At 65.5% G+C, this 15,061-nt stretch carries 21 protein-coding genes; 4 read left to right on the top strand and 17 right to left on the bottom strand.

The genetic code is table 11. From position 1 onward, the window contains the following. Nucleotides 1-146 precede the first annotated feature (146 nt). The 5 genes from EAH76_RS00275 to EAH76_RS00255 form a co-directional block, all read right to left on the bottom strand. Nucleotides 147-695: a hypothetical protein gene (locus tag EAH76_RS00275; protein ID WP_140846615.1), complete on the bottom strand. Its 549-nt coding sequence runs from the start codon at nucleotides 693-695 to the stop codon at nucleotides 147-149. After that, the gene (locus EAH76_RS00270) at nucleotides 692-1,714 is read right to left on the bottom strand and encodes a hypothetical protein (RefSeq protein WP_140846614.1); all 1,023 of its coding nucleotides are present in this window, start codon (nucleotides 1,712-1,714) and stop codon (nucleotides 692-694) included. Before EAH76_RS00270 ends, EAH76_RS00275 begins: the two co-directional genes overlap by 4 nt. A 121-nt stretch (nucleotides 1,715-1,835) precedes the next feature. Continuing rightward, the gene (locus EAH76_RS00265) at nucleotides 1,836-1,955 is read right to left on the bottom strand and encodes a BrnA antitoxin family protein (protein WP_431357958.1); all 120 of its coding nucleotides are present in this window, start codon (nucleotides 1,953-1,955) and stop codon (nucleotides 1,836-1,838) included. A 51-nt stretch (nucleotides 1,956-2,006) separates the two neighbouring features. Further along, on the bottom strand, nucleotides 2,007-2,549 hold the full coding sequence (locus tag EAH76_RS00260) for a hypothetical protein (protein ID WP_140846612.1): 543 nt from the start codon (nucleotides 2,547-2,549) through the stop codon (nucleotides 2,007-2,009). 224 nt (nucleotides 2,550-2,773) lie between these two features. Continuing rightward, entirely contained in the window at nucleotides 2,774-3,376 is a 603-nt protein-coding gene (locus EAH76_RS00255; protein WP_140846611.1) for a hypothetical protein, read from the bottom strand. A gap of 343 nt (nucleotides 3,377-3,719) precedes the next feature. Here EAH76_RS00255 and EAH76_RS00250 point away from each other — a divergent pair, with 343 nt between their 5' ends. Both EAH76_RS00250 and EAH76_RS00245 read left to right on the top strand, forming a co-directional pair. After that, nucleotides 3,720-4,142 carry a hypothetical protein gene (locus tag EAH76_RS00250; RefSeq protein ID WP_140846610.1) on the top strand — a complete coding sequence of 141 codons (423 nt, stop codon included), beginning with the start codon at nucleotides 3,720-3,722 and terminating at the stop codon, nucleotides 4,140-4,142. Nucleotides 4,143-4,202: 60 nt separating this feature from the next. Beyond that, nucleotides 4,203-4,604 carry a hypothetical protein gene (locus tag EAH76_RS00245; RefSeq protein ID WP_140846608.1) on the top strand — a complete coding sequence of 134 codons (402 nt, stop codon included), beginning with the start codon at nucleotides 4,203-4,205 and terminating at the stop codon, nucleotides 4,602-4,604. Between the two features lie 31 nt (nucleotides 4,605-4,635). Here the strand turns inward: EAH76_RS00245 and EAH76_RS00240 are convergent, their stop codons facing one another. Then, nucleotides 4,636-5,280 (bottom strand): TMEM175 family protein, encoded by a 645-nt coding sequence (locus EAH76_RS00240; RefSeq protein ID WP_140846607.1) that lies wholly within the window; start codon nucleotides 5,278-5,280, stop codon nucleotides 4,636-4,638. Nucleotides 5,281-5,375: 95 nt separating this feature from the next. On the opposite strand from EAH76_RS00240, the gene hslV reads away from it, so the two are divergent. Together hslV and hslU are read left to right on the top strand one after the other, a co-directional pair. Next, entirely contained in the window at nucleotides 5,376-5,930 is a 555-nt protein-coding gene (gene hslV / locus EAH76_RS00235) for an ATP-dependent protease subunit HslV (protein WP_140846606.1), read from the top strand. 120 nt (nucleotides 5,931-6,050) lie between these two features. Then, nucleotides 6,051-7,346 (top strand): ATP-dependent protease ATPase subunit HslU, encoded by a 1,296-nt coding sequence (hslU, locus tag EAH76_RS00230; protein WP_140846604.1) that lies wholly within the window; start codon nucleotides 6,051-6,053, stop codon nucleotides 7,344-7,346. A 160-nt stretch (nucleotides 7,347-7,506) separates the two neighbouring features. On the opposite strand, the gene EAH76_RS00225 is transcribed toward hslU, so the two are convergent. The 11 genes from EAH76_RS00225 to EAH76_RS00175 form a co-directional block, all read right to left on the bottom strand. Then, complete coding sequence (locus EAH76_RS00225; protein ID WP_140846603.1) at nucleotides 7,507-7,878, bottom strand: hypothetical protein; 372 nt, start codon at nucleotides 7,876-7,878, stop codon at nucleotides 7,507-7,509. Beyond that, a complete protein-coding gene (locus EAH76_RS00220) occupies nucleotides 7,875-8,282 on the bottom strand; it encodes a hypothetical protein (protein ID WP_140846601.1) in 408 nt (135 codons plus the stop codon). The genes EAH76_RS00225 and EAH76_RS00220 overlap by 4 nt, the downstream gene beginning before the upstream one ends. Before the next feature lie 56 nt (nucleotides 8,283-8,338). Beyond that, a complete protein-coding gene (gene gloB / locus EAH76_RS00215) occupies nucleotides 8,339-9,067 on the bottom strand; it encodes a hydroxyacylglutathione hydrolase (RefSeq protein ID WP_140848253.1) in 729 nt (242 codons plus the stop codon). Further along, nucleotides 9,067-9,483 (bottom strand): VOC family protein, encoded by a 417-nt coding sequence (locus EAH76_RS00210; protein WP_140846599.1) that lies wholly within the window; start codon nucleotides 9,481-9,483, stop codon nucleotides 9,067-9,069. The genes gloB and EAH76_RS00210 overlap by 1 nt, the downstream gene beginning before the upstream one ends. Nucleotides 9,484-9,560: 77 nt before the next feature. Beyond that, complete coding sequence (locus tag EAH76_RS00205; protein WP_140846598.1) at nucleotides 9,561-10,319, bottom strand: tetratricopeptide repeat protein; 759 nt, start codon at nucleotides 10,317-10,319, stop codon at nucleotides 9,561-9,563. Then, nucleotides 10,316-11,053 (bottom strand): alpha/beta hydrolase family protein, encoded by a 738-nt coding sequence (locus tag EAH76_RS00200; RefSeq protein WP_140846597.1) that lies wholly within the window; start codon nucleotides 11,051-11,053, stop codon nucleotides 10,316-10,318. The genes EAH76_RS00205 and EAH76_RS00200 overlap by 4 nt, the downstream gene beginning before the upstream one ends. A 72-nt stretch (nucleotides 11,054-11,125) precedes the next feature. Further along, on the bottom strand, nucleotides 11,126-12,037 hold the full coding sequence (locus EAH76_RS00195; RefSeq protein WP_241659476.1) for an alpha/beta fold hydrolase: 912 nt from the start codon (nucleotides 12,035-12,037) through the stop codon (nucleotides 11,126-11,128). After that, nucleotides 12,034-12,243, bottom strand: a complete 210-nt coding sequence (locus EAH76_RS00190; RefSeq protein WP_140846595.1) for a helix-turn-helix transcriptional regulator — start codon at nucleotides 12,241-12,243, stop codon at nucleotides 12,034-12,036. Before EAH76_RS00190 ends, EAH76_RS00195 begins: the two co-directional genes overlap by 4 nt. Further along, complete coding sequence (locus EAH76_RS00185; RefSeq protein WP_140846593.1) at nucleotides 12,240-12,659, bottom strand: hypothetical protein; 420 nt, start codon at nucleotides 12,657-12,659, stop codon at nucleotides 12,240-12,242. Before EAH76_RS00185 ends, EAH76_RS00190 begins: the two co-directional genes overlap by 4 nt. Then, on the bottom strand, nucleotides 12,656-13,063 hold the full coding sequence (locus EAH76_RS00180; RefSeq protein WP_140846591.1) for a hypothetical protein: 408 nt from the start codon (nucleotides 13,061-13,063) through the stop codon (nucleotides 12,656-12,658). The genes EAH76_RS00185 and EAH76_RS00180 overlap by 4 nt, the downstream gene beginning before the upstream one ends. Before the next feature lie 220 nt (nucleotides 13,064-13,283). Then, nucleotides 13,284-14,903 carry an NAD(P)/FAD-dependent oxidoreductase gene (locus EAH76_RS00175; RefSeq protein ID WP_140846588.1) on the bottom strand — a complete coding sequence of 540 codons (1,620 nt, stop codon included), beginning with the start codon at nucleotides 14,901-14,903 and terminating at the stop codon, nucleotides 13,284-13,286. Nucleotides 14,904-15,061: the final 158 nt, after the last annotated feature.

Below are 15,061 nucleotides of genomic sequence, written 5' to 3'. Positions count from 1 at the left end.
TGCGGCGGCTCGCAAGTTACTTGGCTCCGCTGCTTAGCGACACGCAATTGCGGCCGATGTGGGGGGGGCGTAAAATTGGGGCTTGATGACCCGCATTATATCGAAATACGGCAGATGGATTGAATAAAATCCAAATTCTTCTGCCGTCACTCAAACGTTTTTACCGAGGGTTGGCCTTCGGGCTTTGAAAGTCTCTTTACCTTTTCGGAGAGCCCTTTTTGACTTTTCTTTTCGGCTAGTGAAAGATTCAGCCGCAGAAGCGACTTGAGTCCTCCATAAGCCGTTGTAAATCTTGTTATTACGGAAGTGGCTGTGAACCCAAACAGGAATATACAGACATCTACTGCGAAATTTCTACTAATGTAGTAATTGTAAGGTAGCGTCCAAAGCTCGGACGATTTGCTTAGGATAACAGCGAGAGTCAGGCAGCCAACAGTTGTAAGTGCAGTGGCAATCAAGGCTGCCCAAAATGCTAGCTGTTCGTTTAGCGCGTCACCATATTCTTTGACGGCCTTTGGGCTTAGATCGTCGCCTTTGATAACTGTCACCGTTTGCATCATGGCTGGAAAAACGCCCGCCATCATCAGAGCAAAAAATGGTATTATTCTAGTAGATCCTTCCAAGATGCCCTCTCTTGGAAGGATGAGTGCTATAGCACCTCCTAGAGCCATTTTAAGGAAGTCCGCGAGTTTCATTGCAACTCTATTACGCCTTTCGCCGCCCATGCCGCCATTGCAGCGCTTAAGGCGTTAACGGCATGCTTCATGTCGATTATGCCGTTCTCATGCGCAACTTCGACTCGGTGATACAGTTGTGTGATTTTTCCGTTGGTATTTCCATCTTTATCGATGACGTTGATATCCGCACCATCCGTTATGCTTGCGAATGCCTTTTGTATATCGTCTGCCGAGACCTTGGCTTCTGAGGAGCGCTCCGCTCTAGACACGCTAATCTCGACTCTTGCTTTAAGTACCAGATCGCTACTCATTTTCTTTCGAAGATTTTCTATGTCTCCTTCTTTTGCGCCAAATATCTCCAACATGTCGATAATCCGTTGTCCATAACCGATAAACTCATCTATCTTTCGAGTATATCTTCTTGGTTTGTGGTCATGTGAAACCTGCGAGATCGCTTCGCCAATAAGCGCAGCGTGCGGTTTTAGAACAATTTTCTCCACGCCGCCTTTCAACGCAGAAACTCCAATGGCCTCGACTATCGGAACTAATTTCCAGTACTGATTTTCTTTGTCGAACGTAGATGCCTTGGACAAAATGTCATTTAAGTAATTTTCGATCGTTGGCGTTCTTAGGCCAACTCTTTCGATTACGGCTACGTGATTTCCGCTTATCATTAGGTATGCTGGTTCGTTTAGATTTACTTCGTCCTTCGCGATCGCTGTGCCGCCCAAAGTAGAGACTGGGACCGGCTTAGTAGGCCGTTTCCAAGTGGGAACCACCTTCCGATCGTCAAGATGGAGCAAATCGAACGCTAGTGCGCCCTCGTTTAGTTGCGAAAAATGGAGGCAAATACTGTGACGGACATCCTCAACCGTTGGGATTACGCGCTCGTTCACGTCATTCCCGAGTTGTCCGGCCAAGAGTCCCCTTACCATCGACTCTAGCGTTGCGGCATCAGGGACTGCGAGGTCTGGGTCTGTCGCCGTAACAAATTTTGCTAATCGGTAACGAACACGTACGTCGATTAAATCTGCCAACGTTACTCCCCTCAGACCACTCGGTTTTTTGTATATCGTAGCACTAACGATAAAGGTGCCTGAGTCTTGCCCTAATTTCGAGAGCAGAAGAGTATTATAACTGCGCCGCGGTGAGTCGAATCTATGACCCCGCCGCCTTCCGCAACGCCGCACTCATCCGCCTCTGCCACCCAGGCCCCCCGGCGCGGAAGCGGTCGATCACGTCGGGGTCGAGCCGCAGCGTCGCTTGCCGCTTCGCCACGCCGCATTCGGCAGCGGCGGCGGTCGCGGGTGAGGATGCCGAGATCGCCCCTCACTCCGGCATCGCACTCGCGCTCCGCGGCAGACGCTTGGCCAGCCACGCCGCGATCACGCGCCCTTCGGGTTCGTCCACCCCGGGCGCGAGGAACACGCTGTCGGCGCCATAATCGAATTTCACCGCGCCTGACTTGGGCCGCAGCCAGAATGGGCGCTGCATCGATCGCATCCCGAACATGTCTTCGACCGCGGTCCAGCCGATCAGATGTTCGATCCGGTCGCCGCGATAGCGCCAGATGCGTTTCAGCGGGCCCACGCCAACCTGCACCTGCAGGTCGCGACCGACGACGCTGACCAGTTCGGCGCCGAAAAGCTGGCCGAACAGGATCCCGCCTGCGAAAATTCCGCCGACGGTCCAGGCGCACAGCCACACGGCAAGGAAGGTGTCGAAATGCTGCGAAATCTGCATAGCCGCCGAAAACCAGCCGAAGCCCCAGCCGACCAGCCATAACGGCAGGAAGAGGACCATGAACCATTGCCGTCGGATCGGGATGCGCAAGCGCTCGACCCCGTCGATCGTCTCGACCGTGTGTCGCAAGCCTCTGGGCTCTATGAAGTTTTGTGCCATTGGTCGCGAGAGTGTTTGAGCGGTGCGGTTGCGTCAAGCGCGGACTATGCGAGGGGCGCCGCGGCAAAGCCGCGTCGGGCACCCCACAAAGTAATACTTTGTGGGGACCCGGCCGTCGGTCGGCGCTGTAGCGCCGCCGGCCGAGCCGCGCTTGAGCGCTCGGCTTTAGCTTCGCTAAAGCCTTGTCCGCGCGGCTACACCCATGGCTCCACCGCCCCGCTCACCAGCAACAACGCACAAACCCCCGCCAGCATCGCCACATTCGCCCGCCGCCCCGTCACCAGCAGCAGCGCGATCAGCAGCGCCAGCACCCCGAACCCGCTCAGCACATACACCAGCACGAACCACCCATTCCCCACCGTCTCCGCCACCTCGCGCAACGGGTGCATCGCGTCGAGCACCATCGATCCGGTCGTGCTCGCCACATTGGCGGCGAACAGCCCGCCGATCACCAGCCGGTTCTGCTTGTCGTACCATTCGTCGAAATCGGGCCAGTCCTCGGGCGCGTCGGGAAAGATCAGCGTCGCCGCCAGATAATAGACGCCGACCGTCGCCAGCACGCAGATCAGCGTGATGTAATTCGCGCCGATCTGCGTCCGCGCATCGAAGGCGAGCAGCCAGAAGGTCGTCAGGTCGAGCATCACCACCAGCCCGAGCAACGGCGTCAGCCAGCCGACCCGCACCGGCCGCGCGCCGCGCTTCAGCTTCAGCGCGCGCGAGAAGCCGCCGAGCACCTCGGCCAGCGCGAGGCCTAGCAGCAGGCCGAACATCGCGAACACCAACTCGAATGGACTCATGGCTGTGGCCCCCCGGCTTGCCGTGCCGACGCGGGGCTCGCGGCCCCCGCCGCGTCCCGTGTCCGGCGCCCCCGGTTCCGACGGCGCAACGCCACTATCGCCGCATTGTGCCCGGCGATGCAACGTCCGGATCGCGGTCGCTGCACGATGATCGCGGCCGGGGCGAGCCTGTCCCGCTGGCGGCGCTTCCGGTGGGGTGGGGGCGGGGGAGGGGCGATCGCGATGGCGCGGCTCTGCCGAGCGGGGCCTTCGGAAACTACGCGGGCGGGGACGGCAGGGGGCTCGACAGCAACCTTATCGCTGCCCGTGCATTTCCCAAGGATACGATAACAGGAGGATCCTCATGCGCGCACTCACGCTCGGCCTGCTCGCCGCGACGACGCTCGTCGCTGGCTGTGACGATTATGGCGGCGGCCCGCGTCGCGGCTATGGTGGCGGCTATTCGCAATACGATTACGATCGGCCCGATCCGGCGTATAACGGCTATGACGCGTCGCGTTACTATCGCGACGACAACCGCCGCTATCAGGAGCGCCGCCTGAGCAACAACGACCGCGTCTATCGTGGCAGCGACGGGCGCTATTATTGCCGCCACAATGACGGGACGACCGGCCTCGTCGTCGGGGGAATCGCCGGCGGTGCGCTCGGCGCGGCGATTGCGCCGGGTGGCTCGGGCGTGCTCGGTGCGCTGCTCGGTGCGGCGGGCGGTGCGCTGGCCGGTCGGGCGATCGACAAGGACAGCACGCGCGACGCGCGCTGCCGCTAAACTCCTCGCGCGCGGCGGCCCCGGTCGTCGCGCGCCCGATTTTGAAGAATGAGATTCGACATGGCCAAGACCCCAACCCCCAAAGCCCCCGCCAAGCGTCCGCCGGCAAAGCGCGCGCCCGCCCAGACGGCCGCGAGTTCCAAGCTCGCGATCAGCAGCAACGCTGCCTGGTCGATCGGTGCGGTCGTGGTCGCAGCTGGCGCCGGGCTCGCTGCGTTCCTGACGCGCGGGCGGATTGCGAGTGCGCTCGCCAAGGCATCGGGGACGGCCGAGGGGCATGTCCCGACCGACCTGCTCGATCCCACCCGCAACGCCGATGACCGCGCGGTCGCCGATTTCCGCCCCGACATGGATGCGGTGATGACCGCCGCCGAGCGCGAGGCGCTGCGCCCGCCGGTCGGCAAGCCGTCGATGACCGCGTCGAACGGCTCGATGAATGCGATGACCGCGCCGGCGAACTGACCGTCGCGCGGCAGCTCGCCCGCAGGTCGGTTCAGGCCGACGTGCGGGCGAGGCGCCGCAGGACCCGCTGCCGCAGCAGCCATTGCCACAGCGGGATGGTGATCAGCCCGACCTGGCTCAGCGGCGCGATGATGAAGGCCATCCCCAGCGCGACGAGCGCGCCGAGCACCACGCCGCCGCCGCGCGCGCGGGCAAGCGCGATGTCGGCCGCCGGCGCGTCGGCGCGCACGATGCCGGGGCTGGTGGTCAGGCGGGTCAGCCGCATGCTCAGGAACCCCGTCACGATCAGCGTCAGCGCGTAGAGCAGCGACGGGACCAGCGTCCCGAGGTTCGCGCTCATGAAGGCGGTGGCGAACGGCATGAACACGATCGCGCACAGCATTTGCAGATTGGGTGCGACGAGCCTGTCGGAATAGTGCCCGGCGAGCCCGAACGCGCGGTGGTGTCCCGACCAGAAGGCGCCGATCACGAAGAAGCTGACGAAGAAGCCGAAAAAGTTCGGCGTGAGGTCGAGCAACGCGGTGGTATAGGCCTGCCACGGCGCGCTGTGCGGCAGGTGCGGCGGATGAACCTCGATGATCAGCAGCGTGATCGCGATCGCGAACACCGCGTCGGAAAAGAAGATCAGCCGCTCGAGCGGGTGATCGGGCCCTGCATGGCCGTGCTGGTCACTCATACGCGTACATTCCCCCTGGCACCCGTATCGCCGAGTACGCCGCACGCACGCAAGCCGGATTGCACAGCGCCACCCTGCATCCCATATCGCCCAGCATGAGCGAGAACAAAGTTGTGTGGCACGGCACCACGATCCTTTCCGTGCGCAAGAATGGGCGCGTTATCGTCGCCGGGGACGGCCAGGTGACGCAGGGCCAGACGGTGATGAAACCCAATGCCAAGAAGGTGCGGCGGCTCGGCGACGGATCGGTGATCGGCGGCTTCGCCGGCGCGACCGCCGATGCCTTCACGCTGTTCGAGCGGCTCGAGCGCAAGCTCGAACAGCATCACGGCCAGTTGCTGCGCAGCGCGGTCGAGCTCGCCAAGGACTGGCGGACCGACAAATATCTGCGCAACCTCGAGGCGATGATGATCGTCGCGGACAAGGACGTGACGCTGATCCTGACCGGCAATGGCGACGTGCTCGAGCCCGAGGCGGGGATCGCCGCGATTGGTTCGGGCGGCAATTTCGCGCTCGCCGCGGCGCGTGCGCTGGCCGATTACGAAGCCGATGCCGAGAAGATCGCCCGCAAGGCGATGGCGATCGCCGGCGAGCTGTGCGTCTATACCAACGACCGGCTGACCGTCGAAGGACTCGACGCGAGCGCGTGATCCTCCTCCCCTCCCTGGAAGGGAGGGGCCGGGGGTGGGTCGGCCCGTGGCGGCGTCGGCCCTTCCCCCAGACCAACCCACCCCCAACCCCTCCCTTCCAGGGAGGGGAGTGAGAGCAAGATGAACCAGGACCTCACCCCCAAAGCCATCGTCGCCGCGCTCGACGCGCACATCATCGGCCAGGCCGACGCCAAGCGTGCGGTCGCGGTCGCGATGCGCAACCGCTGGCGCCGCCAGCAGCTCGCGCCTGACCTCCGCGACGAGGTCAGCCCCAAGAACATCCTGATGATCGGGCCGACCGGCTGCGGCAAGACCGAGATCAGCCGCCGTCTGGCCAAGCTCGCCGACGCGCCGTTCATCAAGGTCGAGGCGACCAAGTTCACCGAAGTCGGCTATGTCGGCCGCGACGTCGAGCAGATCGCGCGCGACCTGGTTGAGGAAGCGATCCGGCTCGAGAAGGAACGCCGGCGTGGTGCAGTGAAGGACAAGGCCGAGGAAGCCGCGATGGCGCGGCTGCTCGACGCGCTGACCGGCAAGGGCGCAAGCGAGGCGACGCGCGAGGCGTTCCGCCAGCGGCTCCATGATGGACACTTGCGCGACACCGAGATCGAGATCGAACTCGAGGCGGCGCCCGCGATGCCGTTCGATGTGCCCGGCGGCGGCGCGCAGATGATCAACCTGTCCGAGATGATGGGCAAGGCGTTCGGCGGCGGCCAGCTCAAGCGCCGCAAGCTGAGCGTGCCTGCGGCCTGGGACAAGCTCGTCGAGGAAGAGGCGGACAAGCGCCTCGACCAGGATGAGCTCAGCCGCGCGGCGATTGCCGACGCAGAGGCGAACGGGATCGTCTTTCTCGACGAGATCGACAAGATCGCGGTGAGCGATGGGCGTGGCGGTTCGGTCAGCCGCGAAGGCGTCCAGCGCGATCTGCTGCCGCTGATCGAGGGGACGACGGTCGCGACCAAATATGGGCCGATGAAGACCGACCATGTGCTGTTCATCGCGAGCGGCGCGTTCCACGTCGCCAAGCCGTCCGATCTGTTGCCCGAGCTGCAGGGCCGCTTGCCGATCCGCGTCGAATTGAAGGCGCTGACCGAGGACGATTTCGTCGCGATCCTGAGCGACACCAAGGCGTCGCTGACGCAGCAATATGTCGCGCTGATCGCGACCGAGGGCGTCGGTGTCGAGTTCACCGAGGACGGTATTCGTGCGGTCGCGCGGATCGCGGCCGAAGTGAATGGCGAGATCGAGAATATCGGGGCCCGGCGCTTGCAGACGGTGATGGAAAAGCTGCTCGAGGATGTCAGCTTCAACGCCGAGGATCGCGGTGGCGAGACGGTGGTGGTCGATGCCGCCTATGTCGAGACGCATCTGGCGAGCATTGCGCGCAATACCGATCTCAGCCGGTTCGTATTGTAGCGGGAAGGGAAGAGACGCTTTCGGCTCCTCTTCGGCGTCACCCCGGGCTCGTCCCGGGGTCCACCGGGCCGCGTGTGCTACGACGGCAGTATCTGAGGGCCGGTGGACCCCGGCACAGGGCCGGGGTGACGGGTAAGTCTCCACACGCGTTTGCGGTCGGCTACCGCGCCTTGTCCCACGGCACGAAATTACCCAACCGGCACCGCGGGCCCGGGATACTGCCGCCACCGCGCTGCAGCGTGTAGAATTGATCGTTGCGGCACACCTGCCCGCCATACACTTCGGTGACGACGACGGGGTCGGCGTCGAGGCCGGGGCAGGACTCGGGCAAGTCGTTACGCCACACGCGCGCGCCGTCGCGGTACAGTAGGACGCGATCGCCAAAAATCTGCGGGCTGCCGACGCGGCTGAGCGATACGCAGGTTTCCGCCTTGCCCGGCACGCGTCCGGCCAGTGCCTTGGCGAGGTCCTTCGCATCGTCCGCGGCGGTCGCGCCGCCGAGCACGGCGACCAGCAGCAGCGCGCGGATCACGGTTTGCGATAGGGGACGAAATCGCCGAAGCTGCAGCTGCCGCTCGGCATGCTCGTCACGAGATCGGCCGTCCGCACGATATCGCCGCGGCAGAACTGGCTGCCGAAGGTCTTGGTGATGATCGCGTCGCCACGCCGCAGCCCGAAGCAGCCGCCGCCGGTATCGTTGACCATAACGTCGTTACGGCCGTTCTTGTAGAGGATCTTGTCGCCGACGCGGGTCGAATCGCGGTACCGGAAGGTGTCGATGCAGCTTTGCGGCTTGCCGGGCACAAGCCCGGTCAGCTGCTTGTCGAGCTCGACCTGATCGCGCGCGGCCTCGCGTGCGCGATATTCCTTGGAGTCGGCGGACAGCGCGGCGCTCGCGCCGACCAGCACGATAAGCGGAAGAATGAAGCGGAACATGCCATTGGTCCTTTTCAAAACGCGACGCCCCCATCCGCTTCATACCGCAAATACGGCTAGAAAGCATCCTTGGCTGCACGCCGTTGCGCAAGCTGATCGGCCGATGTCGCGCGAAGGAACGGGTTGGTCGCCAGCTCGAGCGCGATCGTCGTCGGGACGGTCGGCTCGCCTGCCGCGCGCTGCGCATCGACCGTGACCATCCGCGCGGTGACGGCCTGGTTGTCGGGCTCGGCGGCGGCGGCGTAGCGGCCGTTCGACTGCGTATATTCGTGCGCGCAATAGACGACCGTCTCGGGCGGCAGCGCGGCGAGGCGTTGCATATTGCCGTACATCTGCGCGGCATCGCCTTCGAACAGGCGACCGCAGCCCATCGCGAACAGCGTGTCGCCGCTGAACAGCGCAGCGTCGTCCGCCATGTAGAACACGATGTGCCCGGCGGTATGCCCCGGCGTCTCGATCACGCGCGCGACATGCGCGCCGATCCGCACCGAATCGCCCTCGCGCAGGCCGTAATCGAGCGTCGGGATCTTGCCGGCCTCGGCCGCCGGGCCGCTGACCACCGCGCCGAGCGCCTTGATCGCGGCATTGCCGCCGGTGTGATCGGGATGCCAGTGGGTGTTCCAGATCTGCGAGATCGTCCAGCCGCGCGCCTTGGCGGCTGCCAGCACGGGGGCGGCATCGCTCGGATCGATCGCCACGGTCTCGTCGGAAACGGGATCGTGCACCAGCCAGACATAATTGTCGCTGAGTGCCGGGATGCGGACGATCTCGAGCGCGCCCGCCATTACCATTCGCCAGTGTTGGACATCGACGCCCACGGCTCGGCCGGGGCGAGCGCGCCGCCTTCCTGGAGCAGTTCGATCGAGATGTTGTCGGGCGTGCGGACGAACGCCATGTGGCCGTCGCGCGGCGGGCGGTTGATCGTCACGCCGCCGTCGTGAAGCCGCTGGCACGTCTCGTAGATATTCTCGACGCGGTAGGCGAGATGCCCGAAATTGCGACCGCCGGTATAGGGTTCGGGATCCCAATTGTGCGTCAGCTCGACCTGCGCGTCATGGTCGCCGGGGGCGGCGAGGAAGATCAGCGTGAAGCGGCCCTTCTCGCTGTCCATGCGCCGCACTTCCTCGAGCCCGAGCAGGTTGAAGAACGCGATCGTCGCGTCGGGATCGCTGACGCGGATCATGGTGTGGAGATATTTCATCGACGCGCTCCGTTATGCTTTGCGCCGAGATAGGGGCGCGCGAGGGGCGATGCCACCCTGTCGCGCGCCGAAAAGCGTCAGGGCTTGGCGGTGAACTGCAGCAACGCGGCGGCGGCGGACTTGCCCGCCGCGCTGTCGGGGCGCAGGTTCACCGCTTGCTGCCAGGCGGCGCGGGCTCCCGCCTCGTCCTTGGCGAAGGCGGCGATATTGCCCGCCTCGAGCTGCACCGCGGGATCGTCGCTGCCGAGCCGCAACGCCTCGGCGATATCGTGCTGCGCGCGGACGATCTGGCGCTGGCGCCGCGCGAGCGTCGCCGAGAGCAGCCAGGCGAGCGGGTCCTCCGGCGCCTCGGCGAGCGCACGGTCGAGATCGTCGCGCGCGCCGTCGAGATCGTCGCCCGCAACCATCGCGCGCGCGCGGTCGAGATGCGCCTCGCCCAGCGGCAGGCCGGTCAGCGACCCGCCCGCGAGTGCTGCATCGAGCGCGGCGCGCGCCTTGGGCGCATCGCCTGCGGCGAGCCAGGCGTTTCCGGCTTGCGCCCAGTAATTGACCGAGCGGCCATCGCCGGCTTTCTCGGCCGCACGTGCGGCGGCATCGAATGCGGTCGCGGCGGCGGGCCAGCGCTGCTCATTGGCATAGGCCATGCCGAGGCATTGCCCCGCGAGGAACCCGCCGCCGGCGAGCTGCCATTGCCCGGCTTCGGCCTCGGCCAAAGTCGGGTTGTTGTTGGCGAGATCGAGGCACTTTTCGTAGCGCTGCGACGGCGGCGGCGCGGGCGGACCGATCGGTGCGGTGGCTTGCGCGAGCAGCAGGGGAGCGAGCAGCAACAGGGTCATAGATCGGCCATCACACTTTCGAGCGTCGCCTCGAGCAACGCGAGGTCGGCGTCGCGCGACAGGCGGTGGTCGCCCCCCTTCACCAAAGTAAGCTGCACATCGGCTGAACGGAGCTGCTCGACCAGATGGATCGAGCGGTTGGCGGGCACTTCGGTATCGGCCATGCCGTGGAGCAATCGCACCGGCACGTCGATCGCGAGCCCGGCGAACAGCACGCGATTGGCCTCGCCCGACTGCCAGAAGGCGCGGGTATAGACCATCGGCAGGTCGGCATAGCGTCCGACTTTCTCGAGCCGTCCCTCGGACAGGATCGCGAGCTTCTGGTCGACGGTGAAGCCCCAGTCGGTGAAATCGGGCGCCGCGGCGATCCCGACCAAAGCCGCCACCTTCTCGGGATGATCGCGCGCGACGAGCAGCATCAGCCAGCCGCCCATCGACGATCCGACCAGCACCGCGGGGCCGCCCGCCGCTGCGTCGAGCATCGCGACGACGTCGTCGCGCCAGCCGGCGAGCGTCTGCTCCTCGAACTCGCCCTCGCTGCTGCCGCAGCCGCCATAATCGAAGCGCAGATAGGCGCGGCCGGTGCGCTTCGCCCACGCCTCGAGCGCGAGCGCCTTGCTGCCCTCCATGTCGGAGCCATAGCCCGGTAGGAAGACGATCGTCGGGCCGGTGCCCTCGGTCAGATGATAGGCGAGCGCGGGGCGGGCGGGGGTGGGGGAGAGCGTGTCGGTCATGGCGCGGAGGCTTAGCGGAAGATTACGGGAGGGGAAATCGCGCTTTCCCTTCCCGCATGCCTCGGCGGGTCGCTACTTCGCTTCGACGAACGCGACCACCGCCGCCTTGAACGCCTCGGGCTGGTCGAGCATCACCATGTGCGCGCTCTCGGCGATGTCGACGAAGGCGATATGCGGCGCGGCGGCATATTGCTTGCGATAGAAGGCGTCGGCCTTCGCCTTGGGCAACGACGCCGCATTCCACGGATACAGCATCGTGATCGGCGTCGCGATCGTCGCGAGCGACGGGCGCAGGTCGGTCGTCAGGTCCTCGTACATCGCCTCGCCGGTGACGCGGGGATCGGCGGCCTTCGCCCAGGCTGACATCGTGACGACGCTGCTGGGCTTGAGCGCGAGTCCGCGCGTCTGCGCCGCGACCATTTCGTCGCTCAGCGGCTTGCCGTAGGTCGCGACGATCCCGTCGCGCATCTTGGCGGCGTAGGGCGCGACCATCGCCGGGGTCGGATCGACCCCGGGCGGGGCCATGATCACCGCGAAGAATGGCAGCGAATCGACGATCATCAACCGCGACAGGTCGCTCGGATGGGCTTTGGCGAGCATCAGGCCGACCAGCCCGCCCATCGAATGCCCGACGACCAGCGCATTCTGCAGCTTCTCCGCCGCGATATAGCCGTCGAGATCGGCGACGATCCCGTCGAGCACGCCGGGCTGCAGATTGGCCCCCGGATCATCGCCGCCAAAGCCATTGACCTGAACCAGGATCACACGGTGCTTCGCCGCAAGTGCGGGTGCGACGCCGTCCCACACCGCGCGCGGGGAGGCGAGGCCAGGGATCAGGATCACCGGGCTGCCCGTACCGATCGTCACGATCGAGATGTGCGGCAACCGCACCTCGGGCGTCGGCACGGCCGGCACAGCGAGCGTGGGCCCGGCGGGGAGCAGTGCAAGCGCGGCAACGAGGCAGGCTTTGAAGGCAGGCTTCACGATGCATCTCCTTTGGAGGGGCTGACGAAAATCGCTTCGATCGGAAGCTCGAACAGTTCGGCGATGCGGAAGGCGAGCGGCAGCGAGGGATCGTAGCGCCCGGTCTCGATCGCGTTGACGCTCTGGCGCGATACGTCGAGCCGCTCGGCGAGATCGCCCTGGCTCCAGTTGCGCTCGGCACGCAGCACGCGCAGGCGGTTGATCATGCCGCGTCCCCGCCGCGCCGCTCGATCACGGCGTTGACCGCCGAGCCGAGGCCCAGCCCGGCGAACCATGCGATCGGTACGAAGAACAGGGGGATGTGCGGGGTATGCGCATAGACTTCGAGGAACCCCCAGCCGGTCGCCAGCGTCATCGCAAAGCCCGTCGCGACCAATGCTTTGCGCACTTCGAGCATCCGCCGATATTCGTCGCGCAGATCGATCAGATAGCGGCCGATGATCCAGAACACTGCGCTGAGCGGGAAGGCGGGGAGCAAAGCGATCAGCCACAGCAGCGGCCCGTCGGCGTGCAGCGCGCGGATCAGGAAGGGCGATACCCAGACCAGCACGACATAGAGCGCCATCGCGGGGACGAAGCGGCGCAGATAGGCGCGGTCGGCCGGGTCGATGCGGCGGCTCACAGCGCGGCGTCCGCGCCCGACAGGCGATCGGCGCAATTGCCCAGGCCCAATCCGCCGAACCACAGCACCGCGACATAATAGGGCTCGACATGGCCGACGAGATCGAACGCCTCGAGGAACCCCCACAAGGTCGCGGCGCTGAGCGCGAAGCCGCTCGCCCACAGCGTCTGGCGGACCATCAGCATGCGCAGATATTCGTCCCGCTCCTCGACGAGATAGCGCCCGATCGCGACGAACACGCCGATGATCGGCAGCGCGGGCAGCACCGCGACGATCCAGGCGGCGGGGCCAGCGACGATTTGATGTTTGAACGCATAGACCGCGCCAAGCAACGCGGCGGCGTACAGCAGCGCCAGCCAGATCGTCCGGACTTGATAGCGGCGGGCGGCAACGGTGCGCTGCATGGAAAGCTCCCTTTCACGTTTGTGAAGGAAGCTTTACAGTCAAGGTTGCTTGTCTGTCAAGCGAGCTTTCCATCGGCTTTGTGGGGCGCGTGTGCCTCTCCGTCACCCCGGCCCTGTGCCGGGGTCCACCGGGATACGCATGCTGCCCATGGAGTATTCGCGGCACGGTGGACCCCGGGACGAGCCCGGGGTGACGAATGGGGGGGTGAACCAGCCCGACTTACGCGGTCATCGCCCGCGCGACCGCCTCCGCCACCTTGATCCCATCGACCGCCGCCGACAAAATGCCCCCAGCGTATCCCGCACCTTCGCCCGCCGGGAACAGCCCCGCTGTGTTGAGGCTCTGGAAATCGTCGCCGCGCGTGATGCGGACCGGCGAGGAGGTGCGCGTCTCGACGCCGGTCAGCACCGCGTCGGGATGGTCGTAGCCGGGGATCTCGCGGCCGAACTGGACGAGCGCCTCGCGCATCGCGGTCACCGCGAACTCGGGCAGGCATTCCGCGAGGTCGGTCATGTACACGCCGGGCTTGTACGACGGCACGACGCTGGCGAGCTTGGTCGATGCGCGCCCGGCGAGGAAATCGCCGAGCAATTGCGCCGGCGCGGCATAGGTCGATCCGCCCGCGACGAAGGCGCGCGATTCCCAATGGCGCTGCAACGCGATGCCGGCGAGCGGATCGCCGGGATAATCGCGCGCCGGGTCGATCCCGACGACGAGCCCCGAATTGGCGTTGCGCTCGTTGCGCGAATATTGGCTCATCCCGTTGGTCGCGACGCGGCCTTCCTCCGAGGTCGCCGCGACCACCGTGCCGCCGGGGCACATGCAGAAGCTGTACGCCGTGCGGCCGTTCTTGGCGTGGTGCGACAGCGCGTAATCGGCCGCGCCGAGGATCGGGTTGCCGGCGTTGGGACCGAAGCGCGCATCGTCGATCCACGATTGCGGATGCTCGATGCGGACGCCGATCGAGAAGGGCTTGGCTTCCAGGTACACGCCCTCGGCGTGGAGCATCGCGAAGGTATCGCGCGCGCTGTGGCCGACCGCGAGCACGACCTGTTCGGCCTCGAGATAGTCTCCGGTGTGGAGGTGCAGCCCGCGGACCTTGCGCGTGCCGTCGGCGGCGGTCGCGACGTCGATCCCGTCGACGCGCGTCTCGAAGCGATATTCGCCGCCGAGCGCCTCGATCGTTGCGCGCATGCTCTCGACCATCGTGACGAGGCGGAAGGTGCCGATGTGCGGGTGCGCCTCGGTCAGGATCTCGGGCGGCGCGCCCGCCTTGACGAACTCGATCAGTACCTTGCGGTCGAGATGCCGCGCGTCCTTGATCCGGCTGTAGAGCTTGCCGTCGGAGAAGGTGCCCGCGCCGCCCTCGCCGAACTGGACGTTCGATTCGGGGTTGAGCACGCTCTTGCGCCACAGGCCCCACGTGTCCTTGGTGCGTTCGCGCACGACCTTGCCGCGATCGACGATGATCGGCTTGTAGCCCATCTGCGCGAGGATCAGCCCGGCGAACAGGCCGCACGGGCCGGTGCCGATGACGACCGGGCGGGGGCCCTTATAGTCGGCGGGGGCCTGGGCGACGAACTTGTAGCTCGTGTTCGGCGTCGGCTGGACGTGGCGGTCCTTCTTGAAGCGCGCGAGCACGGGGGCTTCGTTGCGCAGCGTCACGTCGACCGAATAGACGAGCTGGATGTCGCTCTTGATCCGCGCATCGTGCGCGCGGCGGGCGATCGAGAACCGGACGAGATCGCGTGGCGTGATCCGCAGACGGTTGCGGATCGCGGCGGTCAGTTCCTCGTCGGCGTGGTGGAGCGGGAGCTTGAGTTCGGTGATGCGGAGCATCGCGGTGCTGTAGCGGGGAAGGGGGCGTTCGGGAACTGCACTCCTAAATCCTCCCTCGCGAAGCGGGGGAGGGGGACCCTGAGCATTCAGCGAAGGGTGGAGGGGGCGTCTCCGCAGGCGTTACGCTTGTGGGGGCCCCCTCCACCACCAGCCTGAAG

The organism is Sphingomonas glacialis (assembly GCF_006439055.1).
GTDB lineage: Bacteria > Pseudomonadota > Alphaproteobacteria > Sphingomonadales > Sphingomonadaceae > Sphingomonas > Sphingomonas glacialis_A.
This window is presented reverse-complemented; position numbering and strand designations above follow the sequence as displayed.